26 protein-coding genes are annotated in these 26,083 nt (G+C 73.9%); 17 read left to right on the plus strand and 9 right to left on the minus strand.

From position 1 onward, the window contains the following. Window positions 1-16: 16 nt before the first annotated feature. Entirely contained in the window at window positions 17-370 is a 354-nt protein-coding gene (locus tag HYQ63_RS22055; RefSeq protein WP_179935511.1) for a rhodanese-like domain-containing protein, read from the plus strand. Window positions 371-372: 2 nt separating this feature from the next. Here the strand turns inward: HYQ63_RS22055 and HYQ63_RS22060 are convergent, their stop codons facing one another. The 6 genes from HYQ63_RS22060 to paaA form a co-directional block, all read right to left on the minus strand. Continuing rightward, the gene (locus HYQ63_RS22060) at window positions 373-1,527 is read right to left on the minus strand and encodes an acyl-CoA dehydrogenase family protein (RefSeq protein WP_179935512.1); all 1,155 of its coding nucleotides are present in this window, start codon (window positions 1,525-1,527) and stop codon (window positions 373-375) included. A 158-nt stretch (window positions 1,528-1,685) separates the two neighbouring features. Continuing rightward, window positions 1,686-2,795: a 2Fe-2S iron-sulfur cluster-binding protein gene (locus HYQ63_RS22065; RefSeq protein ID WP_179935513.1), complete on the minus strand. Its 1,110-nt coding sequence runs from the start codon at window positions 2,793-2,795 to the stop codon at window positions 1,686-1,688. Further along, window positions 2,795-3,310, minus strand: a complete 516-nt coding sequence (gene paaD / locus HYQ63_RS22070; RefSeq protein ID WP_179935514.1) for a 1,2-phenylacetyl-CoA epoxidase subunit PaaD — start codon at window positions 3,308-3,310, stop codon at window positions 2,795-2,797. The genes HYQ63_RS22065 and paaD overlap by 1 nt, the downstream gene beginning before the upstream one ends. Next, on the minus strand, window positions 3,304-4,005 hold the full coding sequence (gene paaC, locus HYQ63_RS22075; protein WP_179935515.1) for a 1,2-phenylacetyl-CoA epoxidase subunit PaaC: 702 nt from the start codon (window positions 4,003-4,005) through the stop codon (window positions 3,304-3,306). The genes paaD and paaC overlap by 7 nt, the downstream gene beginning before the upstream one ends. Continuing rightward, window positions 4,002-4,298 (minus strand): 1,2-phenylacetyl-CoA epoxidase subunit PaaB, encoded by a 297-nt coding sequence (gene paaB, locus HYQ63_RS22080; protein ID WP_123101151.1) that lies wholly within the window; start codon window positions 4,296-4,298, stop codon window positions 4,002-4,004. The genes paaC and paaB overlap by 4 nt, the downstream gene beginning before the upstream one ends. Further along, entirely contained in the window at window positions 4,295-5,251 is a 957-nt protein-coding gene (gene paaA, locus HYQ63_RS22085) for a 1,2-phenylacetyl-CoA epoxidase subunit PaaA (protein WP_179935516.1), read from the minus strand. The genes paaB and paaA overlap by 4 nt, the downstream gene beginning before the upstream one ends. A 258-nt stretch (window positions 5,252-5,509) precedes the next feature. Between paaA and HYQ63_RS22090 the strand changes: the two genes are divergently transcribed. Beyond that, window positions 5,510-6,190 (plus strand): DUF5819 family protein, encoded by a 681-nt coding sequence (locus HYQ63_RS22090; RefSeq protein WP_257232008.1) that lies wholly within the window; start codon window positions 5,510-5,512, stop codon window positions 6,188-6,190. Between the two features lie 44 nt (window positions 6,191-6,234). Continuing rightward, window positions 6,235-7,434, plus strand: a complete 1,200-nt coding sequence (locus HYQ63_RS22095; RefSeq protein WP_257232638.1) for an HTTM domain-containing protein — start codon at window positions 6,235-6,237, stop codon at window positions 7,432-7,434. A 62-nt stretch (window positions 7,435-7,496) separates the two neighbouring features. Here the strand turns inward: HYQ63_RS22095 and HYQ63_RS22100 are convergent, their stop codons facing one another. Continuing rightward, on the minus strand, window positions 7,497-8,390 hold the full coding sequence (locus HYQ63_RS22100) for a sigma-70 family RNA polymerase sigma factor (protein WP_179935519.1): 894 nt from the start codon (window positions 8,388-8,390) through the stop codon (window positions 7,497-7,499). Between the two features lie 153 nt (window positions 8,391-8,543). Here HYQ63_RS22100 and HYQ63_RS22105 point away from each other — a divergent pair, with 153 nt between their 5' ends. Together HYQ63_RS22105 and HYQ63_RS22110 are read left to right on the plus strand one after the other, a co-directional pair. Beyond that, window positions 8,544-9,719, plus strand: coding sequence for an alkene reductase (locus tag HYQ63_RS22105; protein WP_179935520.1), 1,176 nt, complete (start codon window positions 8,544-8,546; stop codon window positions 9,717-9,719). A 95-nt stretch (window positions 9,720-9,814) separates the two neighbouring features. Next, entirely contained in the window at window positions 9,815-10,591 is a 777-nt protein-coding gene (locus HYQ63_RS22110; RefSeq protein ID WP_179935521.1) for an RNA methyltransferase, read from the plus strand. On the opposite strand, the gene paaN is transcribed toward HYQ63_RS22110, so the two are convergent. Then, window positions 10,588-12,309, minus strand: a complete 1,722-nt coding sequence (paaN, locus tag HYQ63_RS22115; RefSeq protein ID WP_179935522.1) for a phenylacetic acid degradation protein PaaN — start codon at window positions 12,307-12,309, stop codon at window positions 10,588-10,590. The genes HYQ63_RS22110 and paaN overlap by 4 nt on opposite strands. Window positions 12,310-12,443: 134 nt before the next feature. Between paaN and HYQ63_RS22120 the strand changes: the two genes are divergently transcribed. Both HYQ63_RS22120 and HYQ63_RS22125 read left to right on the plus strand, forming a co-directional pair. Next, complete coding sequence (locus tag HYQ63_RS22120; protein WP_179935523.1) at window positions 12,444-13,985, plus strand: 3-hydroxyacyl-CoA dehydrogenase; 1,542 nt, start codon at window positions 12,444-12,446, stop codon at window positions 13,983-13,985. Between the two features lie 2 nt (window positions 13,986-13,987). Continuing rightward, window positions 13,988-14,584 carry a TetR/AcrR family transcriptional regulator gene (locus tag HYQ63_RS22125; RefSeq protein ID WP_179935524.1) on the plus strand — a complete coding sequence of 199 codons (597 nt, stop codon included), beginning with the start codon at window positions 13,988-13,990 and terminating at the stop codon, window positions 14,582-14,584. 29 nt (window positions 14,585-14,613) lie between these two features. Here the strand turns inward: HYQ63_RS22125 and HYQ63_RS22130 are convergent, their stop codons facing one another. Continuing rightward, a complete protein-coding gene (locus HYQ63_RS22130; RefSeq protein WP_009716435.1) occupies window positions 14,614-15,102 on the minus strand; it encodes an Lrp/AsnC family transcriptional regulator in 489 nt (162 codons plus the stop codon). 181 nt (window positions 15,103-15,283) lie between these two features. Between HYQ63_RS22130 and pdhA the strand changes: the two genes are divergently transcribed. The 10 genes from pdhA (at window position 15,284) to HYQ63_RS22180 (ending at window position 26,020) form a co-directional block, all read left to right on the plus strand. Beyond that, entirely contained in the window at window positions 15,284-16,411 is a 1,128-nt protein-coding gene (pdhA, locus tag HYQ63_RS22135; protein ID WP_179935525.1) for a pyruvate dehydrogenase (acetyl-transferring) E1 component subunit alpha, read from the plus strand. Further along, the gene (locus HYQ63_RS22140) at window positions 16,408-17,442 is read left to right on the plus strand and encodes an alpha-ketoacid dehydrogenase subunit beta (RefSeq protein WP_179935526.1); all 1,035 of its coding nucleotides are present in this window, start codon (window positions 16,408-16,410) and stop codon (window positions 17,440-17,442) included. Before pdhA ends, HYQ63_RS22140 begins: the two co-directional genes overlap by 4 nt. Next, complete coding sequence (locus HYQ63_RS22145; RefSeq protein ID WP_179935527.1) at window positions 17,442-18,785, plus strand: dihydrolipoamide acetyltransferase family protein; 1,344 nt, start codon at window positions 17,442-17,444, stop codon at window positions 18,783-18,785. The genes HYQ63_RS22140 and HYQ63_RS22145 overlap by 1 nt, the downstream gene beginning before the upstream one ends. Before the next feature lie 32 nt (window positions 18,786-18,817). Continuing rightward, window positions 18,818-19,636: an NTP transferase domain-containing protein gene (locus HYQ63_RS22150; RefSeq protein WP_179935528.1), complete on the plus strand. Its 819-nt coding sequence runs from the start codon at window positions 18,818-18,820 to the stop codon at window positions 19,634-19,636. A 353-nt stretch (window positions 19,637-19,989) separates the two neighbouring features. Next, window positions 19,990-21,510, plus strand: a complete 1,521-nt coding sequence (locus HYQ63_RS22155) for a molybdopterin molybdotransferase MoeA (RefSeq protein WP_179940367.1) — start codon at window positions 19,990-19,992, stop codon at window positions 21,508-21,510. Then, entirely contained in the window at window positions 21,507-22,565 is a 1,059-nt protein-coding gene (locus tag HYQ63_RS22160) for a TrkA family potassium uptake protein (RefSeq protein ID WP_179935529.1), read from the plus strand. Before HYQ63_RS22155 ends, HYQ63_RS22160 begins: the two co-directional genes overlap by 4 nt. 10 nt (window positions 22,566-22,575) lie before the next feature. Further along, window positions 22,576-23,553: an NAD(P)H-quinone oxidoreductase gene (locus tag HYQ63_RS22165; protein WP_179935530.1), complete on the plus strand. Its 978-nt coding sequence runs from the start codon at window positions 22,576-22,578 to the stop codon at window positions 23,551-23,553. Window positions 23,554-23,722: 169 nt separating this feature from the next. Continuing rightward, window positions 23,723-24,205 carry a hypothetical protein gene (locus HYQ63_RS22170; RefSeq protein WP_179935531.1) on the plus strand — a complete coding sequence of 161 codons (483 nt, stop codon included), beginning with the start codon at window positions 23,723-23,725 and terminating at the stop codon, window positions 24,203-24,205. Between the two features lie 161 nt (window positions 24,206-24,366). After that, window positions 24,367-24,933 carry a bacterial proteasome activator family protein gene (locus HYQ63_RS22175; protein WP_179935532.1) on the plus strand — a complete coding sequence of 189 codons (567 nt, stop codon included), beginning with the start codon at window positions 24,367-24,369 and terminating at the stop codon, window positions 24,931-24,933. Between the two features lie 181 nt (window positions 24,934-25,114). Continuing rightward, a complete protein-coding gene (locus HYQ63_RS22180; protein WP_179935533.1) occupies window positions 25,115-26,020 on the plus strand; it encodes an NAD(P)-dependent oxidoreductase in 906 nt (301 codons plus the stop codon). Window positions 26,021-26,083: the final 63 nt, after the last annotated feature.

The raw sequence follows: 26,083 nt of genomic DNA on the forward strand, positions 1-26,083 counted from the left end.
GTGAGAGGTGTGTGTGATGCATTTTGCCCAGCTTCCCCAGGTGGAGGCCGCGGCGGTACCGGCCGATGGCTTTCTGCTGGACGTCCGGGAGGACGACGAGTGGGCGGCCGGGCACGTCGAGGGCGCCCTCCACATTCCGATGGGCCAGGTCGTGGCCCGGTTCGGTGAGCTGACCGAGTCGGTCGGCGAGGGGCACCGGGTGCATGTGATGTGCCGGGTCGGCGGGCGGTCCGCGCAGGTGACGCAGTATCTGGTCGCCCAGGGGCTGGACGCGGTGAACGTGGACGGCGGGATGCTCGCCTGGGAGGCGGCGGGCCGCCCGATGGTCGGCGGCCGCGACGGCACGGCCGACGGCGCCTTCGTGCTCTAGCTTCACGGGAGGGTATGGGCGGCGAGGAGTTCGCCGAGTTCCTCCTCGTGGGCGGCGGCCGACCCCAGGGAAAGCTCCAGCTGCTTGGCCCAGGCGTGATAGCGGTGCAGCGGATAGTCGGTGACCGCGCCGAAGCCGCCGTGCAGATGCTGGGCGGTCTGGACGACCCGGCGTACGCCGTCGGCTGCCCACATCTTGGCGACCGCCACGTCCCCGGCGACCGGCAGCGCCCCGTTCGCCGTCGCCTCCGGGTCCTTCTCGTCCCGGGAGAGCCGCCAGGCGGCCTGCCAGAGCGTGGCTTCCATGGCCCGCAGATCGATGTACCGGTCGGCGGTCTGGACGGCGACCGCCTGGAACGTGGCGAGCGGATGGCCGAACTGCTCACGCGTGGACGTGTACGAGCTGGTCAGGTCGAGCACCGCCGTGCCGACGCCCAGCGCCAGCGCACAGGTGCCGGTGGTGAGCAGCGCGCGCAGCCAGTCCCAGGCGCCGTCCGCGTCCAGCACCTCATGGGCGGCCGCCCGCACGCCGTCGAGCCGGACCTCGGCCAGCCGCTCGCCGCTGGTGGACACCTGGTCGTCCAGGCCGATGCCCGCCCGGTCGCGGGGGACAAGGGCGAGGAGTGCCGGTCCCGCGCCGGTGTGGGCCGGGATCAGCAGGTGGTCGGCCTCGGCGGCCCAGGGGACGGCCGTCTGCACACCGTCCAGCACCCAGTCGCCGCCGGTTCGGCGGGCCTGGACGGCGAGTTCGGCCGGGCCGTGGCCGGTGCGTCCGGCGGTGGCCACGGTGAGCACGAGGTCGCCGCGGGCGGCCCGGGGCAGCACGGCGGCGCACAGCTCGGGCGCGCCGTACCGCTGCACGGCGAGGGCGGCCGCGGCGGTCTCCAGCAGGGGCACCCGGGCCAGCACCTTCGCGGACTCGCGCAGCACCAGGCACAGCGCGAGGGGGTCGAGCCCGGAGCCGCCGTGGCGCGGGTCGAGGGTCAGCCCGAGGAGATCGGCGTCGGCGAGTCTGCGCCAGAGCGCGCGGTCGATGTCGTCGGCGACGGCGCCGGGGGTGAGGGCGGGGCTGGGCACGCCGTCCGGTGTGGTGGAGGAGAAGACGGCCTTCGCCGCCTCGACGGCCGCCTGTTGCTCCTCGGTGAAGGTGAAGTCCACTGTCCGTCCTCCCGCGCCGTTGAGCTTCGTCTGACGGCCCGTCAAGATAGAACAGGTTCTATAAGAAGGGAACGCCTACAAGAAGGGAACGCCCCGAACGCCCGCGCCGCGCCACCTCGCCCGCGTCGAGCCACCCCGCCCCGAGGGGCGGCGGCCGGTCAGCGGTCGAAGTCCAGCTCCACCCGCTCGCCGACCGGATGGGACTGGCAGGACAGCACATAGCCCGCCTCCACCTCGTCCGGCTCCAGCGCGAAGTTCCGGTCCATCCGGACCTCCCCGGAGACCAGGAATGCCCGGCAGGTCCCGCACACCCCGCCCTTGCAGGCGTACGGCGCGTCGGCGCGATTGCGCAGCACGGTCTCCAGCAGCGGTTCCCCGTCCCGCACCGGCCAGCTGCCCGACCGGCCGTCCAGGGTCGCCGTCAGCGTGCTGTGCGAGGGCGCGGCGGCCGGGCGGGGCGCGGAGGGGACGCCCTCGCCGGGCTCCGCCGCCACATGGAAGATCTCCTGATGGACCCGGCCGCGGGGCACCCCGAGTCCGCGCAGCGCCCGCTCGGCGGCCCGCACCAGCCCGTACGGACCGCACAGGAACCAGCCGTCCACCGAGCGCACCGGCAGCAGCGAGGGCAGCAGCCCGGTCAGCCGCTCCTCGTCCAGCCGCCCGGACACCAGCCCGGTCTGCTGCTCCTCCCGGGAGAGGGCACACACCAGCTGGAACCGGTCGGGCCAGCGGTCCTTGAGGTCGGCGATCTCCTCCAGGAACATCGTGGAGGCGGCGGTACGGTCGCTGCGGATCAGACAGAAGCGGGCCTCGGGCTGCCGCTCCAGCAGGGTGGCGGCGATGGACAGCACGGGTGTGATGCCGCTGCCGCCGACGACCGCGGCGAAGTGGCCGGGCCGGGGGGCGAGCACGAACCGGCCCGCCGGGGCCATCACCTCCACCACCTCCCCGACCGCCAGCTCCTTGAGGGCGTACGTGGAGAACGCGCCGCCCTCCACCAGCCGCACCCCGACCCGCAGCAGCTCGGGCCCCTCCGGGCCCGGGGCCGGGGTGCAGATCGAGTACGTACGCCGGATCTCCGCGCCGTCCGTGAACCGCCGCACCGCGATGTGCTGTCCGGGGACGAAGCGGAACGTCTCGCGCAGCGCGGGCGGCACCCGGAGGGTGACGGCCACCGCGTCGTCGGCGAGCGGGTCGACGGCCGCCACCCGCAGCGGATGGAACGCGCCGTGGTGGGGCGCGGCGACGGGCACCGCTTCCGCGGCCATCACAACTCCTTGAAGTGGTCGAACGGTTCGCGGCAGGTCTCGCAGCGGCGCAGCGCCTTGCACGCGGTGGAGGAGAAGCGGCTCAGCAGCGTGGTCTCGGTCGAGCCGCAGTGCGGGCAGCGCACCGTCAGATCGACGGGGACCGGCCCGCCCGCCGCCGCCCGCCGCGGCGCGGGCGGCGCTATGCCGGACTCCGCGAGCTTGCGGCGGCCCTCGGCGCTGATCGCGTCCGTCGTCCAGGGCGGCGCGAGCACGGTGCGGACCTCGACCTCGGCCACGCCCCGGTCGTGCAGCACCCGCTCGATGTCGGCGGCCATCGTCTCCACCGCGGGGCAGCCGGTGTAGGTGGGGGTCAGCTCGACCTCGACCCGTCCCGGTGCCAGGACCCGCAGCCCCCGCAGCACGCCCAGCTCGGCCAGGGACACCATCGGCAGCTCCGGGTCCGGCACGGATCCGGCCAGCCGCCGCAGCTCCTCTTCGAGTGCGGTGGGGGCGTGGGGCGCGGGCGTCACCATGCCGCCCCCGGGTGGCTGCGGTGCAGATGCTGCATCTGCGCGAGCATCGGGCCGAACGGCTCGGTGTGGATGCCCTGGCGCCCGGCCCCGGCCGCCCAGGCACCGCGCCGCGGCCCCTCGGGCAGGCTCAGGGTGGCACGGGTGAGGACGGCCGTGATGCGCTCCAGCCATGCGCCGTGCAGCGCGGACCACTCCACCTCGCACCCCTCGACCGGCTCGAACAGCTCGCCGGTGAACCGCCACAGCGCGTCCAGCCCGCGGCGCATCCGCTGATGGCTCTCCTCCGTGCCGTCGCCGAGCCGCAGCGTCCATTGCTCGGCGTGGTCGCGGTGGTAGGCGACCTCCTTGACCGCCTTGGCGGCCAGCGGTGCGAAGGGGCCGTCGCCGCGCGCCAGCTCCTCGTACAACAGCTCCTGGTAGGTGGAGAAGTAGAGCTGGCGGGCGATGGTGCGGGCGAAGTCCCCGTTCGGCTGCTCGACCAGCTGGACGTTGCGGAACGCCCGCTCCTCGCGCAGATACGCCAGCTCGTCCTCGTCGCCGACGAGGGAGAGCAGCACCCGGGCCTGGCCGAGCAGGTCGAGCGCGATGTTGGCGAGCGCGACCTCCTCCTCCAGCACGGGGGCGTGGCCCGCCCACTCCCCCAGCCGGTGGGAGAGCACCAGCGCGTCGTCGCCCAGGGCGAGGGCCGCGGTCACAGGTGCCGCACCCCCTCCGGGATCTCGTAGAACGTGGGGTGCCGGTAGGGCTTGTCGGCGGCGGGCTCGAAGAACGGGTCCTTCTCGTCCGGCGAGGAGGCGGTGATCGAGGCGGAGGGCACCACCCAGATCGAGACGCCCTCAGAGCGGCGGGTGTACAGATCGCGCGCGTTCCGCAGTGCCATCTCCGCGTCCGGGGCGTGGAGGGATCCCGCGTGGGTGTGCGCGAGACCGCGCCTGCCGCGGACGAACACCTCCCACAGCGGCCATGCGCCGTTTCCGTCGCCGCTCATGCCCGTGCCTCCCCCTGCTTGGCCGCGTACGCCGCGGCCGCCTCGCGCACCCAGGCGCCTTCCTCATGGGCCCGGCGCCGCTGGGAGATCCGCTGGGCGTTGCACGGCCCGTTTCCGCGCAGCACCTCGCCGAACTCGTCCCAGTCGATCGGGCCGAAGTCGTGGTGTCCCCGCTCCTCGTTCCACTTCAGATCGGGGTCGGGGAGGGTCAGGCCGAGGGATGCGGCCTGCGGGACGCAGATGTCGACGAAGCGCTGGCGCAGCTCGTCGTTGGAATGCCGCTTGATCTTCCAGGCCATCGACTGGGCGGAGTGCGCCGACGCGTCGTCGGGCGGGCCGAACATCATCAGCGACGGCCACCACCAGCGGTCCACCGCGTCCTGGGCCATGGCGTGCTGGGCCTCGGTGCCCCGGCTGAGGGCCAGCAGCAGCTCGTACCCCTGGCGCTGGTGGAAGGACTCCTCCTTGCAGATCCGGACCATCGCCCGTGCGTACGGCCCGTAGGAGCAGCGGCACAGCGGGACCTGGTTGGTGATCGCCGCGCCGTCCACCAGCCAGCCGATGGCGCCCACGTCGGCCCAGGTCAGCGTCGGGTAGTTGAAGATCGACGAGTATTTCTGGCGGCCCGAGTGGAGCTTGTCGAGCAGCTCGTCCCGGCTGGTGCCCAGGGTTTCCGCCGCGCTGTACAGATACAGGCCATGGCCCGCCTCGTCCTGGACCTTCGCCATCAGGATCGCCTTGCGCCGCAGTGAGGGGGCCCGGCTGATCCAGTTGGCCTCGGGCTGCATGCCGATGATCTCGGAGTGGGCGTGCTGAGCGATCTGCCGGACCAGGGAGGCCCGGTAGTCGTCGGGCATCCAGTCCCGCGGCTCGATGCGCTCGTCCGCGGCCAGGGCGGCGTCGAACACCGCCTCGTACGCCCCCGCCCCGGCATCCGCCGTCGTCGTCGTCATGCGAAGCCCCTTCGCCGTCCATCCCCGCCGTCCGTCCCGACGACCAGCCCGGCAACCAACCAACCGACCGACCGATCGTTCGGTTCAATGGTGTGCCGTAGGAACGTAGGGTGTCAAGCCTGTGGATAACGCTGAGGGTGCTGTGCCGGGAGGGCCGCATCGGTAGCGTGCGGGCGTAGGGACACCCACCGGGGGCCGTGGGCGCGCAGCCGTCCGGGCCGGGTGCGCAGACCTGGACCATCGGGAGTGGGGCGGGGCATGGCGGTAACGGAGCCGGATGAGCCGGACGACGAGGCGGCGGAACGGCTCGCCGCGCTCTCCCTGCCGTCACAGCTGATCATCGCGGTGGCGGTCGCCGCCGTCGCGGTCGCCGCGGCCCTTCACCTGGGTATGGCGTTCCTGAGCGTCGCGCCGCCCAATACGATCAGCAAGCGGCACGGTGCGGCGATGGACGACTACACCTACCCCGAATTCGAGCGGAACTGGAAGCTCTTCGCGCCCAATCCCCTCCAGCAGGACATCGCCATCCAGGCCCGGGCCGAGATACGCACCCCCGAGGGCGGCCTCGCGACCACCGACTGGACCAACCTCTCCGCCCAGGACGGCGCCGCCATCCACCACAATCCGCTGCCCAGCCACACCCAGCAGAACGAACTGCGCCGCGCCTGGGAGTTCTACGTCGGCTCGCACGACGCGCAGGAACGGCCGAACGGCACCCGCGGCAGCCTCTCCGAGCAGTACATACGCCGGATCGTCATGCTCCGCCTCGGCCCGGAGACGGACGGCGGCGAGGTGCAGCGCGTCCAGGTGCGGTCCGCGACCACGCAGCTCGCCGCACCGCCGTGGAGTGACGAGAAGACCGACACCAAGACGTTCTACCGGACCCTGCCCTGGTGGACGGCGACCGCAGCCGACGTTCCGGAGGGGGCGCGCCGGTGACGATATCCGCTGTCCAGACCGCCCTGGTGCGGGTCCAGGCCGCCATGGCGCGCGGCCACGCCCGCGTCACCGGATCCGCGCTCGGCCCCTACCAGACGGCCGTGGTGCGCATCGGCTTCTCCTTCACCTGGCTGCTCTTCCTGCTCCGCGAATGGCCCCACCGCCGCGAGCTGTACGGCCCCGACGGTCCCTGGAGCTGGGACATGGCCCGTCAGCTGATCGACGGCAACCGGGCCTTCACCGCGCTCATGTGGTCCGACAGCGGCCTGTGGTTCGAGACCGTCTACGCCCTCGCCCTCGTCTCGGCCCTACTGCTCCTGCTCGGCTGGCGCACCCGCACCATGTCCGTGCTGTTCATGCTCGGCGTGCTGTCTCTCCAGAACCGCTCCATCTTCATTGGCGACGGCGGCGACAACCTCATCCACCTGATGTCGCTCTACCTGGTGCTCACCCGGTGCGGCCAGGTCTGGTCGCTCGACGCCCGCCGCGCCGCCCGCCGCCCGGACGGGCAGGAGCCGCCGCGCGATACGACCGGAATCGTGCTGTGGACCGTCCTGGGGCTGGCCCTGGCCTGGGCCCAGCTGTTCACCGACGCCGGGCTGTCCCCGATCGCCGACGGCCCGCTCCCCGGACTGGGCTGGGCCACGGTCCTGTGGGGGCTATGGCTGGTCCAGGGCGGCTGGTGGCTCGCGCGCCGTTACGCACCGGGGGAGCCGCGCACCGTCCTGGACATGCTCGCCAACCTCGCGCACAACGGCGCCCTCGTGGTGATCATGGGCGAGGTCTGCCTGCTCTACGCCTCCGCCGGCTGGTACAAGGTCCAGGGATCGCGCTGGCAGGACGGCACTGCCCTCTACTACCCGCTGCACCTGGACTACTTCTCGCCCTGGCCGTCCCTGGCCGACGCGCTCGCGAGCAGCGGCACCCTGGTGATGCTGCTGACCTACGGCACGGTCATCGTCCAGGTCGCCTTCCCCTTCACCCTGCTGAACCGGCGAGCCAAGAACGCCATGCTGGTGTTGCTGATGCTGGAGCACATCGGCATCGCGGTCGCCCTCGGCCTGCCCTTCTTCTCGCTCGCCGCCATCGCCGCGGACGCGGTCTTCCTGCCGACCGCCTTCCTGCGCTGGACCGGCCGGAAGGCGACCCGGGCCCGCGACGGGCTGGCCGTGCGCGCCGTCCGCCTGCCTCGACAGCGGGCGGGGGAGGACGACGAGCAGCCCGCCCCCACGCTCACAGGCTGAACGCCCCGGCCCGCGCCGGTGCGTCAGCCATCTGCGTCAGCCGTCTGCGTCAGCCGTCCGCGTCAGCCGTCGAGGACGGCCAGCTCCAGCCCGCGGAGCCGGACCGGGTCGGCGATCACCTCGTACGTGGCGATCCGCCCGTCCTCGACCGTGAAGGTGAGGGCGAGCAGCAGCCGCCCGCGCGGCGCCACGACCACGCCCACCGACCCGTTCACCAGCGCCGGTGCGGCGAACCGCGCCCGGCGCCCGAGCACGGTGGTCTCCTTGGCGACCGTGCGCGCACCGCGGGACGTCGTCGGGACGCCCGGCGGGAGGGCCGCCCGGTCGGCGCGGCGTACGACGTCCGGGGCGAGCACCGCCAGCAGCGCCTCCAGGTCGCCGTCGCGCGCGGCGGCGAGGAAGGCGTCCACGACCCGGCGCTGCGAGGCGAGCCCGGCGGCGGAGACCGCGGGCGTGCCGCGCACCTTGTGCCGCGCGCGGCTGGCGAGCTTCTTCGCCGTCGCCGGGGAGCGCTCCACGACGGGGGCGATCTGGTCGAACGGCACGGCGAAGGCGTCGTGCAGGACGAAGGCGATCCGCTCGGCGGGTGCCAGCGTGTCCAGCACTACGAGCAGTGCGCGGCCGACCGAGTCGATCAGCACCGCTTCGCCCTCGGGGTCGCCCCCGCCGCCCGTACCGCCGTCGTCCCGGACCTGATGGGCGGGTTGCCGCTCGATCGGCTCCTCGCGGCGGGCGGAGCGCGAACGCAGCATGTCCAGGCACAGCCGGGAGACGACCGTGTGCAGCCAGGCGGGCAGGTTCTCGACCTGGTCGGCGTCGCTGCGGCTGAGCCGTAGCCAGGTCTCCTGGACGGCGTCGTCCGCCTCGCTGAGCGAGCCGAGCAGCCGGTAGGCGACCGCCCGCAGATGGCTGCGATGGGCCTCGAACCGTTCCGCCAGCCGGTCCTGCTCGTCCATGGGTCACCTTTCGCCTCCGTGCACCGTCACCGGGATGACGCGCGAAACGGGCCTGAGGTGACCGTATGCCGCCGCCCGTCCGCCCGTGACCGCGCCGCACGACACACGGCAGGAAGCCGGACAGCCAGGAAGCCATGAAGAGGGAGACAGGCCATGTACACCGCCGAGACCACCGACACCGCTGCCTTCACCGCCGACACTGCCGACGCCGCCGGCGCGACAGCCCTGGGACAGCCGCTGCTGAGCCCGGCGGACCTCGGCGCCTTCCGGCTGCCCAACCGGGTGGTGATGGCACCGGTCACCCGTGCCCGCGCCGCCGGTGACGGGCTGGTGCCGACCGCGATGCACGCCGCGTACTACGGCCAGCGGGCCAGCGCCGGGCTGATCATCGCCGAGGGGACCTGGGTCGGCGAGCAGGCGATCGGCTTCGTCAACGTGCCCGGCATCTACACCGAGGAGCAGGTGGCCGCCTGGCGGAGGGTCACCGGCGTCGTGCACGCGCTCGGCGGCCGCATCGTGCTCCAGCTGTGGCACACCGGTGCCGCCTCGCACCCCGACCACCTGGGCGGACGGCGGCCCGCCGGGCCCTCGGCGATCAATCCCCGGACGCGGTCCTTCACCTCCGGCGGGTTCAAGGAGACCGTCACGCCCCGGGCCATGACCACGGCCGATATCGCCGCCACGGTCGCCGACTTCGGCGCCGCCTCGGAGAACGCCCGGCGGGCCGGGTTCGACGGAGTCGAGATCGGTGCCCTCGGCTCGTTCCTGATCTCGCAGTTCCTCAACCCGCGGCTGAACCACCGGACGGATGCCTACGGCGGCGACCGCGCGGCCCGGAGGCGGCTGCTGCTGGAGATCGTCGACGCGGCCGCCGTGCCCTGGGCAGGACGGGGGGTCGGGGTTCGGCTGGGGCCGTACTGGACGGATGGAGAGATGTTCCGGGCGGACGAGGAGACGCTCGCCGACTACGACGCGCTCGTGTCGGCGCTGAACGACCACCCGGTGGCCTATCTGCATCTGCGCGGGCGGGACCTCGCCGCACCGGACGAGGCTCCGGACGCCGGGGAGATCGCCCGGTACCGGCGGCGGTTCGACGGCCCGCTGATCGCCAACAACGGCTACGACCGCGCCTCGGCGAACGCCCTCATCGCCTCGGGGAACGCCGACGCCGTCTCCTTCGCCACCCACTTCATCGCCAATCCGGATCTGGTGGCCCGGTTCGCCATGGGCCGTGAGCTGGCGGCCGGTGACCGCGCCACGTACTACACCGGCGGGGCCGACGGCTATGTCGACTACCCCGTCAGCGACTGGCGGGACGGCCTCCGATAGGCCCTGGATGACGGCCCCGGACGACGGCCCGGGGCCGGGGACCGGATCGTCGGTGAACTGCCTGGTCACGGCCCTGGCCCCCGTACGCTGAGGGGATGACTGAGGACCAGGCCACGCTCGCCGAGCGGCAGTGGCGCGAGACGGCCCCCGAGACCGTGCTGCTGGACGGCTTCCATGCGCTGAAGCATGCGCTCCGCTTCGGCGCCGAGGTGCAGGTCGCGGTCACCAGCGATAAGGCCGCCGCGGTGGAGCTGGCGGCGGAGCTGGCCGGTGACCTCACCGAGGTGATCAAGGATCTCCTGGTGGAGGTGCCGGACCAGACCCTGCGCGCCCTCGTCCCCCGGGTGCACCCCACCCGCGTCGCCGCGCTGGCGGTCAGGCGCGGGCGGCAGGGGAATCTGGACGCCCTGGCGCGGCAGCCGAGGCCCGCACCGGTCGTCGTCCTGGACAACCCCCGCAACCTCGGGAACGTCGGTGCCGTGGTCCGGCTCGCCGCCGGGTTCGGGGCCGCGGGAGTGGTCACCACCGGGGACATCGACCCCTGGCACCCGAACGCCGTGCGCTCGGGTGCGGGCCTCCACTTCGCCACCGCGGTCGAACGGCTGCCGTCCGACGCCCTCCCACCGGGACCGCTGTACGCCCTGGACGCGGAGGGGGAGGACATCCGGTCCCTGGCCATCCCCGATGACGCCCTTCTGGCGTTCGGCTCCGAGCGCCACGGGCTCTCGCCCGAGCTGCGCAAGAGGGCCACCCGGCTGGTGGCCCTCCCCATGCGGCCACAGGTGTCCAGCTACAACCTGGCCACCAGCGTGGCCATGGCCCTGTTCCACTGGGGAGGACCTCCCGCGCACCCGCAGGACAGCACGGACTAGGCCGGGCGCCGCACCTCCACCATGCGGAAGCGGCTCGCCACGAACGCCCCGTCGCACAGCGCGGCGTTGGCCGACGGGTTGCCGCCCGTGCCGTGGAAGTCCGAGAAGGCCGCGGTCTGGTTCACATACACCCCGCCGGTCAGGTTCAGCGACAGCTGGGCGCACTCCTCCAGACACGCCTCCTCGATCAGCCGCTCCACCTCGGGCGACGTCGTGTACGCACCGACCGTCATCGCGCCCTTGTCCCGGGTGGTGCGGCGCAGCAGCGCGACCGCGTCCGCCGCCGAGTCGACCGCTACGGCGAAGGACACCGGGCCGAAGCATTCGGAGAGATAGGGCGCGTCCGCGTCCGCTCCCTCCCAGAACTTCCGCGCTCCATCTGCCTTCACCACCAGCGGCGTACGCACCGTGGCGTCCGGGAAGTCGGGGTGGGCCACCGTGCGGGAGGCGAGCGCGACCCCGCCGAGCCCGGGTGCGGCCTCCAGCCGCTCCCGCACCCGCGGGCCCACGATCGCGCCGAGCAGCGCGCTCGCCCGCGCGTCGTCGCCCAGCAGCCCGTCGACCGCCGCCGCCAGATCGGCCACCACCTCGTCGTACGACTTGGGTCCGGCGTCGGTGGCGATGCCCTCGCGGGGGATCAGCAGGTTCTGCGGGGTGGTGCACATCTGGCCGCTGTAGAGGGACAGGGAGAACGCCAGATTGGCCAGCATGCCCTTGTAGTCGTCGGTGGAGTCGATGACGACCGTGTTGACCCCGGCCTTCTCCGTGAAGACCTGGGCCTGCCGGGCATGGGTCTCCAGCCAGTCACCGAAGGCGGTCGAGCCCGTGTAGTCGATGACGCGGATCTCGGGGCGCACGGCGAGGACCTTGGCGATGCCCTCGCCCGTCCGCTCGGCCGCCAGGGCCACGAGATTGGGGTCGAAGCCCGCCTCCCGCAGCACCTCGCGCGCGGCCTGCACGGTCAGCGCGAGCGGCAGCACCGCCTGCGGATGCGGTTTGACCAGCACCGGATTGCCGGTGGCGAGCGAGGCGAACAGGCCCGGGTAGCCGTTCCACGTGGGGAAGGTGTTGCAGCCGATCAGCAGCGCGATGCCCCGCGGCACCGCGGTGAAGGTCTTGCGCAGCTCCAGCGGATCGCGCTTGCCCTGCGGCTTGGACCAGTCGGCGGCCCCCGGCGTGCGCGTCTGCTCCGCGAACGCGTACGCCACCGCCTCCAGACCGCGGTCCTGGGCGTGCGGGCCGCCCGCCTGGAACGCCATCATGTACGCCTGTCCGCTGGTGTGCATGACCGCCTGCGCGAACTCGTGCGAGCGGGCGCTGATCCGGGCCAGGATCTCCAGGCAGACCAGGGCCCGCACCTCGGGCCCGGCATCCCGCCAGGCGGGCATCCCCGCCCGCATCGCGGGCAGCAGCACGTCGATATCCGGGTGCGGATACTCCATGCCCATCTCGGCCCCGTACGGCGAGATCTCGGAGCCCGTCCAGCCGTCGGTGCCCGGCTGGTCCAGCTCCAGGCGCGTGCCGCGCAGCGCCTCGAAGGCGGCCTGGCCCTCGGCGACGCTCAGGCTGGTCCGCCCGCTCTGGCCCTCCCCGCCGTACGCCTTCGGATGCTCGGGGTGCGGGGACCAATAGGCGCGGGTACGGATCGCCTCCAGGGCCTGGTCGAGGGTGGGACGGTGCGTCTTCGTCAACTGGTCTGTGGTGAGTCCGGCGGTCACGGCTGACCAACTCCTCGTCGAGCTGGGATTGAGCTGGGCTGGAAGTGGCGACAGAGTTAGATTAACCGAACGATCGGTCGGGACAAGAGGGCCTGGCGGACCTGTGGATAACTTCGTCGAAAAGGATCAGCGGCATGACTGCGAGCGGCACGAGCGACCGTGGGATCCCGCGCACCGGCACCGTAGCCGTCGTCGGCACCGGCACCATGGGCCAGGGAATCGCCCAGGTGGCGCTGGTCGCCGGGCATCCGGTGCGGCTCTATGACGCCGCGCCCGGCCGCGCAGCCCAGGCCGCGGACGCCATCGCGGCCCGCCTCGACCGGCTGGTCGCCAAGGGCTCCCTCGCCGCGGCCGACCGCGACGCCGCCCTCGGCAGGCTCGCCGCCGTCGACCGCCTCGCGGACCTGGCCGACACCGAGCTGGCCATCGAGGCCATCCTGGAGGAGCTGGGCGCCAAGCAGCAGCTGTTCACCGCCCTCGAAACGGTTGTCTCGGACCGCTGTCTGCTCGCCACCAACACCTCCTCCCTCTCGGTCACGGCCGTCGCGGGCGCCCTGCGCCGTCCCGGCCGCCTCGTCGGCCTCCACTTCTTCAACCCGGCCCCGGTGCTGCCGCTGGTCGAGGTCGTCCGCGGCTTCGCCACCGACCGGGCCGCCGCAGACCGCGCGTACGAGACCGTCGCCGCGTGGGGCAAGACCCCGGTGCGCTGCGCCGACACCCCCGGGTTCATCGTCAACCGGATCGCCCGCCCCTTCTATGCGGAGGCCTTCCGGGTGTACGAGGAGGGCGGCGCCGACCCCGCCACCATCGACGCCGTCCTGTGCGAGTCCGGCGGCTTCCGGATGGGACCCTTCGAGCTGACCGACCTCATCGGCCAGGACGTGAACGAGGCCGTCACCCGATCCGTCTGGGAATCGCTGTTCCACGATCCGAAATTCACCCCGTCCCTCGCCCAGCGCCGCCTGGTCGACGCCGGGCTGCACGGGCGCAAGACGGGTCGCGGCTGGTACGACCACGCCGACGGCGCACCGCGCCCCCGCCCGCACACCGCCGAGCCGTGCGACGCCCCCGCGAAGATCGCCCTCCACGGGGAGCTGGGCCCCGCCGCCGGGCTCGTCCCCCTCATCGAGGAGGCGGGCATCGCGCTGGTGCGCGAGCCCGGGGCGGAGGCGGGGTCCCGCGGCTTCCTCGCCCTGCCCGACGGCACCCGGCTGTCCCTGACCGACGGATCCGCCGCCACCACGGCCCCCTTCGCCCCCGGCATCCGGTTCGACCTGGCGCTGGACTACCGCACCGCCACCCGCATCGCCCTCGCCCCCTCCGCGACCGCCGACCCCATGGCCACGGCCGCCGCGACCGGCCTCTTCCAGGCGCTCGGAAAGCAGGTGAGCGTGGTGGGAGACCTCCCCGGCATGATCGTGGCCCGCACCGTCGCGATGCTCGTGGACTTCGCCGCGGACGCCGTCGCCCGCGGGGTGGCGAGCGCCGGGGACATCGACACCGCCATGCGCACCGGCGTCAACTATCCGCGCGGTCCGCTGCACTGGGGGGACCAGCTCGGCGCGGGCTGGGTGCGCGATGTCCTGAAGAACCTCCACGACGCCTGCCCCACCGGCCGCTACGCCCCCGCCCAGGCCCTGATCCGGCGTGCCGCCACCGAGGGAAAGCTGCTCTAATCATGACCATGGTCAAGCGCGACACCTATACGCCCGAATCGCTGCTCGCGGTCGCCGTGGAGGTGTTCAACGAGCGCGGGTACGACGGCACCTCCATGGAGCACCTCTCCCGTGCCGCGGGGATCTCCAAGTCGTCGATCTACCACCACGTCAAGGGCAAGGAAGAGCTGCTCCGGCGGGCCATAAGCCGTGCGCTGGACGGGCTGTTCGGCATCCTCCAGGAGCCGGGGGCGCGCGAGGGCCGGGCGATCGAGCGGCTGGAGTACGTGGCCCGGCGCACCGCCGAGGTGCTGATGGAGGAGCTGCCCTACGTCACGCTGCTCCTGCGGGTCCGCGGCAACACGGACACCGAGCGGTGGGCCATGGAGCGCCGGCGGGAGTTCGACCACCAGGTCGCCGATCTGCTCAAGCGGGCGGCCGCCGACGGCGATCTGCGCGCCGACGTCGACGCGCGGCTGGCCACCCGCCTGCTCTTCGGCATGATCAACTCCATTGTGGAGTGGTACCGGCCCGGCCGGGGCGGGGCCGCGGGTGCCGAGGAGGTGGCCGAGGCCGTGGTCCGTACGGCCTTCGCGGGGCTGCGCGTCCCGGGCAACTAGGGGCCCGGCGGGACTTTGCGGACACCGCCCTAGACCTCCGGGTCCAGATCCGTTTCCTCGAAGACCAGCAGGGTGCGGGTGCTCAGCACCTCGGGGATGGCCTGGATCCGGGTGAGGACCAGTTCGCGCAGCGAGCGGTTGTCCTCGGTGTGTACCAGCAGCAGCACATCGAAATCCCCGCTGACCAGGGCGATGTGGGCCGCTCCCGGCAGCATCCCGAGCTGTTCGCGCACGGTGCGCCAGGAGTTCTGGACGATCTTCAGCGTGATGTACGCGGACGCCCCCTGCCCGGCCCGCTCCTGGTCCACCCGGGCGCTGAAGCCCCGGATCACCCCGTCGTCCAGGAGCCGGTTGATCCGGGCGTAGGCGTTGGCGCGGGAGACGTGCACCTGCTCGGCCACGGACCGTATGGAGGCCCGGCCGTCCGTCCGGAGCAGTCGCAGGATGTCACGGTCGATGGGGTCCAGGGGGCGCGCGGGAGGTTTGCCGCCCGGATTGGCCATCTGTTCGTCCTGCATACCGCCCCGCCTCCCCTTCATGGACGTCCTGTCTTCATCTCAGGCTGTGCAGAACCGTTTGTCCACAGGCTCGGGTCGCCTGTAGCCAAAATGCGTCAACGACCGAACAATCGGTAGGTGAGGGCGATGCCGTACGGCACGCCCCGCCCTCCAGCAGTCTGCCCGCCCAGGAGGTCGTGTCATGACGGTCCTAGAGCAGCCCGGCGCCTACCACCCCACTCCCCCGCCCGCCTGGCGGCCCCGCACCGACGCCGCACCGCTGCTGCCCGACCCCGAGCCGTACCGCCTGCTGGGCACCTCCGCCGCCGCCGATCTCGCCCCCGACCTGCTGACCAGGCTCCACCGGGAGCTGGTGCACGGCCGCCGCTACAACGCGCAGGCCACCGCCCTCACCCGGCAGGGCAGGCTGGCCGTCTACCCCTCCTCGACCGGGCAGGAGGCCTGCCAGGTGGCCGCCGGTCTGGTGCTGGAGGAGCGCGACTGGCTCTTCCCCAGCTACCGCGACACCCTGGCCGCCGTCGTCCGCGGGCTCGACCCCGTCCAGGCCCTCACCCTGCTGCGCGGCGACTGGCACTCGGGCTACGACCCCCGGGAGCACCGGGTCGCCCCGCTGAGCACCCCGCTGGCCACCCAGCTGCCGCACGCGGTCGGCCTGGCCCACGCCGCGCGCCTCAAGGGCGACGACGTCGTGGCGCTCGCCCTGGTCGGCGACGGCGGCACCAGCGAGGGCGACTTCCACGAGGCGCTCAACTTCGCGGCCGTCTGGCAGGCCCCCGTCGTGTTCCTGGTCCAGAACAACGGCTTCGCGATCTCCGTCCCGCTCGCCAAGCAGACCGCCGCCCCCTCCCTGGCCCACAAGGCGGTCGGCTACGGGATGCCCGGGCGGCTTGTCGACGGCAACGACGCGGCCGCCGTCCACCAGGTCCTCGGCGAGGCCGTCCGCCGGGCCCGCGGCGGGGGCGGCCCCACCCTGGTCGAGGCCGTCACCTACCGGATCGACGCCCACACCAACGCCGACGACGCCACCCGCTACCGCTCCGACGCCGAGGTCGAGGCATGGCGGGAACACGACCCGATCGCGCTCCTGGAGGCCGCCATGCGGGACCGCGGGCTGCTGGACGACGACGGCCTCCAGGCCGTGCGCGACTCCGCCGAGCGGCTCGCCGCCGATCTGCGGACCCGCATGCACCAGGACCCGGTCCTCGACCCCTTGGAGCTGTTCGAGCACGTCTACGCCGAGAAGACCAGCCAGCTGCGGGAGCAGGCGGCGCAGCTGCGGGCCGAACTCGACGCCGAGGGGGAGCGATGACCACCGCCACCGAGCGCAAGCCCGCCACCATGGCCCAGGCCCTCGGCCGGGCGCTGCGCGACGCCATGGCCGCCGATCCGGCCGTCCATGTCCTCGGTGAGGACGTCGGCACCCTGGGCGGCGTCTTCCGGATCACCAGCGGGCTCGCCGAGGAGTTCGGCGACGACCGCTGTACGGACACGCCGCTGGCGGAGGCGGGGATCCTGGGCACCGCCGTCGGCATGGCCATGTACGGGCTGCGGCCCGTTGTCGAGATGCAGTTCGACGCCTTCGCCTACCCCTCCTTCGAGCAGCTCGTCAGCCATGTCTCCCGCATGCGCAACCGCACCCGGGGCGCGGTGCCGCTGCCGCTGACCGTGCGCGTGCCGTACGGGGGCGGCATCGGCGGCGTCGAGCACCACAGCGACTCCTCCGAGGCGTACTACATGGCCACCGCCGGTCTCCACGTCGTCGCCCCGGCGACCGTCGCCGACGCGTACGGGCTGCTGCGGGCCGCCATCGCCTCCGACGATCCGGTCGTCTTCCTCGAACCCAAGCGGCTGTACTGGTCCAAGGCCGACTGGGACGCCGACCACCCGGCCGACGTCCCGCCGATCGGGCGGGCGGTGGTCCACGCCGGGACCGGCGGGGGCCGCAGCGCCACGCTGATCTCGTACGGGCCCTCCGTCCCGGTGTGCCTCGAAGCCGCCGAGGCGGCGCGGGCCGAGGGCTGGCGCCTGGAGGTCGTGGACCTGCGCTCGCTCGTCCCCTTCGACGACGAGACCGTGTGTGCCTCCGTGCGCCGGACCGGGCGCGCGGTCGTCGTCCACGAGGCCGCCGGTTTCGGCGGCCCCGGCGGCGAGATCGCCGCCCGCGTCACCGAGCGGTGCTTCCACCACCTGGAGGCGCCGGTGCTGCGGGTCGCCGGGTTCGACATCCCGTATCCGCCGCCGATGCTGGAGCGGCACCATCTGCCCGGCGTGGACCGGGTGCTGGACGCCGTCGCCCGGCTCCAGTGGGAGTCGGAGTGGACCGAGGGGAGCGCGGTCTGATGGCTGTCGTGCGGGAGTTCACGCTGCCCGACCTGGGGGAGGGGCTCACCGGGGCGGAGATCGTGCGCTGGCTGGTCCAGGTCGGCGACGTGGTGACGGTCGACCAGCCGGTCGTGGAGGTCGAGACCGCGAAGGCCATGGTGGACGTGCCGTGCCCGTATGCCGGGGTGGTGACGGCGCGCTTCGGGGAGGAGGGCACGGAGCTGCCGGTGGGTGCGCCGCTGCTGACGGTGGCGGATTCCGGTGTGTCCGGTGAACCGGGTGCGGGTGGTGGTTCCGCCGGGGAACCCGGCACGGAAGCCCCCGCGTCGTCCGGCGGACCGGGGGCGGGGGGCGGTTCCGGCAATGTGCTCGTCGGCTACGGCACGGCCGCCCCCGCCGAGCGGCGGCGCCGGGTGCGTCCTGCCCGGGTGAGTCCTGCCAACGGAGAGGCGGCGGCCACGACCGCGGAGGGCCCCGTTCCGGTGATCTCTCCCCTGGTCCGGCGGCTTGCCCGTCAGCACGGCATCGATCTGCGGCAGCTGGTGGGCTCCGGGCCCGAGGGCCTGATCCTGCGCGCCGACGTCGAGCGGGCCATCCCCGGCACCGCAGAGCCGGTGAGCGAGGAGCGCGAGGAGCGCGTGGAGCGTGAGGAGCGTGAGGAGCGCGGGGAGCGCGGGGAGCGCATCCCCCTGCGCGGGGTGCGGGGCGCCGTGGCCGACAAGCTCGCGCGCAGCCGCCGCGAGATCCCCGACGCGACGTGCTGGGTGGACGCCGACGCGACCGAATTGCTCGCCGCCCGCACGGCCATGAACGCAGCCGACGGCCCCAAGATCTCCGTGCTCGCCCTGCTGGCCCGCATCTGCACCGCCGCCCTCGCGCGCTTCCCCGACCTGAACGCCACGGTGGACATGGAGCGCCGTGAGGTGGTGCGGCTGGGCGGGGTGCACCTGGGGTTCGCGGCGCAAACGGACCGCGGTCTCGTCGTCCCCGTCGTCCGCGACGCCCACAGGCGCAGCGTCGAGGGGCTGGCCGCCGAGATAGCGCGGCTGACCGAGGCCGCGCGAGCGGGCGCGCTGTCCCCCTCCGACCTCACGGGCGGCACGTTCACGCTGAACAACTACGGCGTGTTCGGGGTCGACGGCTCCACGCCGATCATCAACCACCCCGAGGCCGCCATGCTCGGTGTCGGGCGGATCGCCCCCAAGGCGTGGGTGCACCACGGCGAACTGGCGGTCCGCCACGTCGTGCAGCTGTCGTTCACGTTCGACCACCGGGTGTGCGACGGCGGGACGGCGGGCGGGTTCCTGCGGTATGTGGCCGATTGTGTGGAGCAGCCCTCGGTGCTGTTGCGGGGGCTGTAGGGCGGGTCCGTCCCAGCGGCCATACTCGGAGGGTGACGTATGACGCGGTGATCCTGGCCGGGGGTGCCGCCCGGCGGCTCGGCGGCGTGGACAAGCCCGCGCTCCGCGTGGGCGGACGTGCCCTCCTGGACCGGGTGCTGGGGGCGTGCCGGGGAGCCGGTCGGACCGTGGTCGTCGGCCCGCGCCGCCCCACCGTACGGCCCGTCCGCTGGGCGCGGGAGGAGCCGCCCGGGGGCGGGCCGGTCGCGGCCGTCGACGCGGGCGTACGGGGGACCACCGCCCCCGTCGTCCTCCTGCTCTCCGCCGACCTGCCGTTCCTCACCGGGGAGACCGTGCAGGCCCTGCTCGCCGGGCTCGGACAGGCCGACGGCGCCGTGCTCACCGATCCGGACGGGCGCGAGCAGCCCCTCGTCGCCGCCTACCGCGCCGAACCGCTGCGGCGTGAGATCGCGCTGCTCGCCACCGAGCACGGCGGCCTCGGCGGGCTGCCGCTCCGGCTGCTCACCGGCGAGCTGAACCTCCACCACATCCGGCATGCCACCGCGTCCTTCGACTGCGACACCTGGGAGGACATCACGACAGCCCGTGCGCGCATCAGGGAGCATGGACGCGTGCTGGAAGAATGGATCGCCGCAGTCAAAGCGGAACTCGGGATCGACCTCGATGTCGACACCGCCGCCCTCCTCGACCTGGCCCGGGACGCCGCGCACGGTGTCGCCCGGCCCGCCGCCCCGCTGACCACGTTCCTCGTCGGCTATGCCGCCGCGCAGCAGGGCGGCGGTCCCGAGGCCCTGGCCGACGCCAGCCGCAAGGCGGCTGCCCTGGCGGCGCGTTGGGCTGACGAGGAATGACGCGACGGGACCCCCGTTCCGGGGATGCCGACAGGCTCGACCGCCAGGTCGACGAGGCCCTGGCCCTGGCCAACGAGAAGGCCACCACCCAACGGGCCTCGCCACCCCCGGACGTGCCGGACCCCGAGCTGGGCTGGCCCCCGCCGAGCGTGGCGCGCACGATCCGCCACGGCGCCCCCGAGCCCAAGGAAAGGCCCAAGGAGAGGCCCAAGGAGGCGTCCAAGGAGAGGCCCAAGGCGGCGCCCAGGGACGAGCCCGACGACGCGCTGGGCTGGCCGCCGCCGAGTATCAGGCCACCGGGCGGGGAGCCGCCGCACCCGGGAGGGGGCGGAGGGGCCGCGGGAGCGGGGTTCCTGGACACTGACGTATATGGGTGGCGCCATGGAGTTCCGGACGACTTCGCGCCTCCGGGCTCCCGGCGCCGTACCCATGCCGTCCCGGACCATGCGGTTCGGGAGGGTCCTGCCGTCCAGAACCCTCGTCCCGGAGGCCCCGCACCCGCCGCCGCCCCCGACGCACACCGGGACGGGACCGCACCCGAGAACCCCACACCCGCCGACACCGCACCATCCGAGGCCCCCCTGACTTCCTGGCCCGACGCCCGCCGCATCGCCGCCCGCGCCCCCGCCAGGGCCGTGGCCAAGGCGGCGCCCGTCCTGCGGGCGCTGGACGACGCGCTCGGGCACGTCCTCGCCGAACCCCTCACCGCGCTGACCGACCTGCCGCCGTTCGACACGTCCGCCATGGACGGCTGGGCCCTCGCCGGGCCGGGTCCGTGGCGGCTCACGATGGGCCGGACGGGGCGCGGGATCCTGGCGGGGACCGGCGCGGTCGAGCCGTTGTCCGACGGGCACGCCGTGCAGATCGCCACCGGGGCCCGGATCCCGCCCGGCGCCACCGCCGTGCTGCGCACGGAGTACGGCGCGGACACCGGCGACGGCTGGCTGTACGCGGCGAAGGCGCCGCAGCCGGTCGGCTTCGGGCAGGACATCCGCCCCCGCGGCCAGGAGTGCCGCAGCGGCGATCAGCTGCTGCCCGCGGGCACGCGGGTCACCCCCGCCGTGCTGGGGCTCGCGGCCGCCGCCGGGTACGACGAGCTGGCGACCGTGCGCAGGCCGCGGGTGGAGGTGCTGGTCCTCGGGGACGAGCTGCTGCACCGGGGGCTGCCCCGCGAGGGCGGCATCCGGGACGCGCTGGGGCCCATGCTGGGGCCGTGGCTGCGGGCGCTGGGCGCGGAGGTGTCGGGCACCCGCCGGGTCGCCGACGAGGCGGACGCGCTGTACGCGGCGATCGACGGCTCGTCGGCGGACCTCGTCGTGACGACGGGCGGCACCGCGGCGGGCCCGGTGGACCATGTGCACCCCACGCTGTACCGGCTGGGGGCGGAGCTGCTGGTGGACGGGGTGGAGGTGCGGCCGGGCCATCCGATGCTGCTGGCCCGCCTCGCGCCCGAACGGCATCTGGTCGGCCTGCCGGGCAATCCGCTGGCCGCCGTATCGGGGCTGCTGACGCTCGCGGAGCCGCTGCTGCGGACGCTGACGGGCCGCCCCGGGCCCGAGCGCCGCCCGGCCCCGCTCGCCGAGGCGGTGAGCGGGCATCCGCACAACACCCGGCTGGTGCCGGTGACGTTCCGGTACGACGAGGCGCGGCCGCTGCGCTTCAGCGGTCCGGCGATGCTGCGCGGCGTCGCGGTCGCGGACGCGCTCGCGGTGATCCCGCCGGGCGGGGCCGGGCGCGGCGCGGAGGTCGAGGTGCTGGAACTCCCCTGGTCGAACGGGATCGGCGGGACCGGCGGGGCCGGCGGCACCGGCGGTCCCGGTGGCAGCGGCCAGGATGACGACGACGGCATACGCACCCAGGAGGGCCACGCGTGAAGCTGCCCAGTCATGACGCGGCGGCCCGTACGCCACCGGAGGACACGGGTCACCGTGTCCACCTGCCGCGCTACCCGGACGGCCCGCTGCGCCAGGTGGGCCGCCGGCTGCTGCTGGCGCTGCTCGTCCTGGTGCTGACGGTCCTGATCGTCTACATGGACCGGACCGGCTACCACGACAACGCCGACGACAATGTCGACTTCCTCGACTCCGTCTACTACTCCACCGTGACGCTGTCCACGACCGGCTACGGCGACATCGTCCCGCACAGCGACAGCGCCCGGCTCACCAACATCCTGCTGGTCACGCCGCTGCGCGTGCTGTTCCTGATCATCCTGGTCGGCACCACGCTCGAAGTCCTCGCCGAGCGCACCCGCGAGCAATACCGCCTGAACCGCTGGAGGTCCGCCTTGCGCGATCACACCGTCGTCGTCGGCTTCGGCACCAAGGGCCGGTCCGCCGTCCAGACGCTCTGCGCGGGCGGGCTGCCCAAGGGCCGGGTGGTGGTGGTCGATCCGAACCACAAGGTGATCGAGTCCGCGAACTCCGAGGGGTTCGCGGGCGTGGTGGGGGACGCGACCCGCAGCGATGTGCTGCTGCGGGCGGAGGCGCAGCGGGCCCGCCAGTTCGTGATCGCGACCCAGCGGGACGATACGGCGGTGCTGGTCACGCTGACCGCGCGGCAGCTCAACAAGGGCGCGAACATCGTGGCGGCGGTGCGCGAGGAGGAGAACGCGCCGCTGCTGCGCCAGTCGGGCGCGGACGCGGTGATCACGAGCGCGAGCGCGGCGGGGCGGCTGCTGGGGCTGAGCGTGCAGTCGCCGACCGCGGGGGCGGTGATCGAGGACCTGATCCAGCAGGGCAGCGGTCTGGACCTGGTGGAGCGCACGGTGGTGAAGGCCGAGGTGGGCAGGTCGGTGCGGGACACGGACGACCTCGTGGTGTCCGTACGGCGCGGGCACCGCCTGCTGGCGTACGACGACCCCGACGCGAGCCCGTTGCAGGCCGCCGACCGGCTGATCACCATCGTTCGCGCGCCGACGCCCCAGGAGTAGCCTCGCGGCCATGCATGCGATCACCATTCCTGAACCCGGCGGTCCCGACGCGCTCCAGTGGACGGAGGTGCCCGATCCCGCGCCCGGCGAGGGGGAGGTCCTGGTCGAGATCGTGGCCAGTGGCGTCAACCGCGCCGATCTGATGCAGCGGCAGGGCCACTATCCGCCGCCGCCCGGCGCCCCCGAATACCCCGGCCTGGAGTGCTCGGGCCGGATCGTGGAGCTGGGCCCCGGCGTCAGCGGCTGGACGGTGGGCGACGAGGTGTGCGCCCTGCTGGCGGGCGGCGGGTACGCCGGGAAGGTGGCGGTCCCGGCGGGCCAGCTGCTGCCCGTGCCGGAGGGCGTCGATCTGGTCACCGCCGCCGGGCTGCCCGAAGTGACCGCGACCGTCTGGTCGAACGTCTTCATGATCTCCCATCTCCGGCCGGGCGAGACTCTGTTGGTGCACGGCGGGTCGAGCGGCATCGGCACCATGGCCATCCAGCTCGCGAAGGCGGCCGGGGCGCGGGTGGCGGTCACGGCCGGGTCGGCGGAGAAGCTGGCGGCCTGCCGGGAGCTGGGTGCCGACGTACTGATCAACTACCGCGAGCAGGACTTCGTCGAGGAGGTCCGCGCGGCCACCGACGGCGCCGGGGCGGACGTCATCCTGGACATCGTCGGGGCGAAGTACCTGGCCCGGAACGTGGACGCGCTGGCCGTCAACGGACGGCTCGCGATCATCGGTCTCCAGGGCGGGGCGAAGGCCGAGCTGAACCTGGTCAAGCTGCTGGCCAAGAGCGGCGCGGTGATGGCCACCGGGCTGCGGGGCCGTTCGCTCGCCCAGAAGGCGGCGATCGTCGCGGCGGTACGGGAGCACGTCTGGCCGCTGATTGGCAGCGGCCGGGTCCGCGCGATCGTGGACCGTACGCTCCCGATGCGGGAGGCCGCGGAGGCGCACCGGCTGCTGGAGTCCAGCGGGCACGTGGGCAAGGTGCTGCTGACGGTCTGAGGGCGTACCCGGGTCCGGGCGGGGCCCGCCATGGCCTGATCGGCCGCGCCCGGAATGCCCGTCTCGCCCGGTCATGTGACGCTCATCCCGTGAGGCGCGTCAGGCGTGCGAGACGCCTGAGATGTGTGAGGCGTCTGAGACGATCGCCCGGCACGGGAGGGTGACGACCGTGAACCCCGCACTCCGCACGTTGCCCGCGGCGTCCCTGCTGGCGGGTGCCGCCCTGCTCGCCGCCCCGCAGGGGGTGGCGCGCGCCGACGACGGCGATCTGGCGGGGACCCGGGCCGGGGAGGGCCGGGCCCACCCCGGCCGGACCGCGGCGCCCACCCCCTCGCCGGACCCCTCGGCCGACACCGCGCGGCCTTCGCGCACCCCGCCCGACCCGAGCGGTCGGCCGAGCGGGCGGGACCAGGCCGACCCGCGCCCGTCGCTGGTTCCGGACTGGACGCCGTCGTCGCTTCGGCTCCCGCATGAGCAGGAGCGGCGCGGGGCGGGGGAGCTTCCCCAGGATGATCGTCCGTACGCCACCGAGCGGACCGCCGCGTCGCCCGGGGACCGGGCGACGCGGGTGCTGCCGCTGGGCACCGGGCTGGCGCTGAGCGGCCTGGGGCTCGGCCTGGCCTTCCTCGGCCTGCGGCTACGGCGCCGCTGAGGGCGCTGCGGGGACGCGGAGCGGGCGCGGCCGGGACGCGGAGCGGGCGCGCGGCGGGAACACGGCCGGGGCGCGGAGCGGATGCGGACCGTCCGGGGCTCCCCGGGGCCCCGGACGACCCACAGCCTCCCCCGGAGGTGGCGGTACGGAACAATGGGGGTATGAACCAGCCGATGAACGAACGATCGCAGGAGAGCCCGCACGTCCTGGTCGTCGGTCCGGACGGCATGGCGCTCGGCGGTGTCACTCCTGGCGATGGCAGTGGTGACGACGAGTCGCGCGAGGTTCCCGTGACGGACATGGTCGAACAGCCCGCGAAGGTCATGCGGATCGGGAGCATGATCAAGCAGCTGCTGGAGGAGGTCCGCGCCGCACCTCTCGACGAGGCGAGCCGTGCCCGTCTCAAGGAGATCCACGCCAGTTCGGTCAAGGAGCTGGAGGACGGTCTCGCCCCCGAGCTGATCGGGGAGCTGGAGCGGCTGTCGCTGCCCTTCACCGAGGAGACGGTCCCGACCGAGGCGGAACTGCGCATCGCCCAGGCGCAGTTGGTCGGCTGGCTGGAGGGGTTGTTCCACGGCATCCAGACGACGCTGTTCGCCCAGCAGATGGCGGCCCGCGCACAGCTGGAGCAGATGCGCAGGGCGCTGCCCCCGGGCGTCGGCGGCGGTGAGGACGGCCAGGGGATGGGTCCGGAGCACGGCGGCGCCCGCTCGGGCCCGTACCTGTAGCGGAGGCGCGCGCCCCGCGCCGACCACCTGACCCCGAACGGCGGGCCGCCCCGGGACCCAAGGGTCCGGGGCGGCCCGCCGTTCGCGCGGCTCCAACCGGCCACGCGGCGCGAAGTGGCCCATGCCCGCGCCCCCTCATTGGCCCCTGACAGTGGTCCGGCCGTTCCCTACGCTCGACCGCATGCGCATTTTCCTCGCCGGGGCCTCCGGCGCCGTCGGCCGTCTCCTCGTCCCCCTGCTCGTCGCGGCCGGGCACCAGGTCACCGGAACCGCCCGTACCGCCGGGGGCGCGGAGCGGCTGCGCGCCCAGGGGGCCGAGGCGGTACCGCTCGACGTCTTCGACGCCGCGAGCGTGGAGCGGACGGTCGCGGACGCCGCCCCGGACGCGGTGATCCACCAGCTGACCGCCCTCGCGGGCGGCAGCCGCGCCGAGAACGGGCGGATCCGCCGGGAGGGCACCCGGCACCTCGTGGACGCGGCGCGGCGCGCCGGGGTGCGGCGCATCGTCGCCCAGTCCATCTCGTGGGCGTACGCACCGGGCACGACCCCGGCCACCGAGTCCACCCCGCTGGACCTGGCGGCCCCGCCGCCGCGCGCCGCCATGGTGGGCAGCCTGCGGGCGCTGGAGGAGGCGGTGGCCGGGATCGAGACGCATGTGGTGCTGCGCTACGGCACGTTCTACGGCCCGGGCACCTGGTACGCGCCCGGCGGGGCGCTGGACGCCGTACTGCGCGGCGCGCCCCTGGAGGGCCCCGGCGCGCCGCCGGGGGCGGCGATGGTGGGTCAGGCGGTGCCGAACGACGCGATCAGCTCGTTCGTCCATGTGGCGGACGCCGCCCGGGCCGCGGTCGCCGCGCTGGGCTGGCCGAGCGGCGCGGTGAACGTGGTGGACGACGAACCGGCGCCCGCCCGCGACTGGCTGCCCGCGCTCGCCGCCGCCCTCGGCGCCCCGGCCCCGGCGCCCGCCGCCACCCCCGACGCGGAGGGCTGGGAGCGCGGCGCCGACAACACGCTCGCCCGCCGCCTGGGCTGGAGCCCGGAGCACCCGACCTGGCGCACCGGCTTCCACCACCAGCGGCAGCCATGAAAACGGCGTAGCCGGACCGCTTCCGTCCGGCTACGCCGCCGAGCCCTGGAGCCCACGCGTCGG

It is taken from the genome of Streptomyces sp. Rer75, from assembly GCF_013414305.1.
GTDB lineage: Bacteria > Actinomycetota > Actinomycetes > Streptomycetales > Streptomycetaceae > Streptomyces > Streptomyces himastatinicus.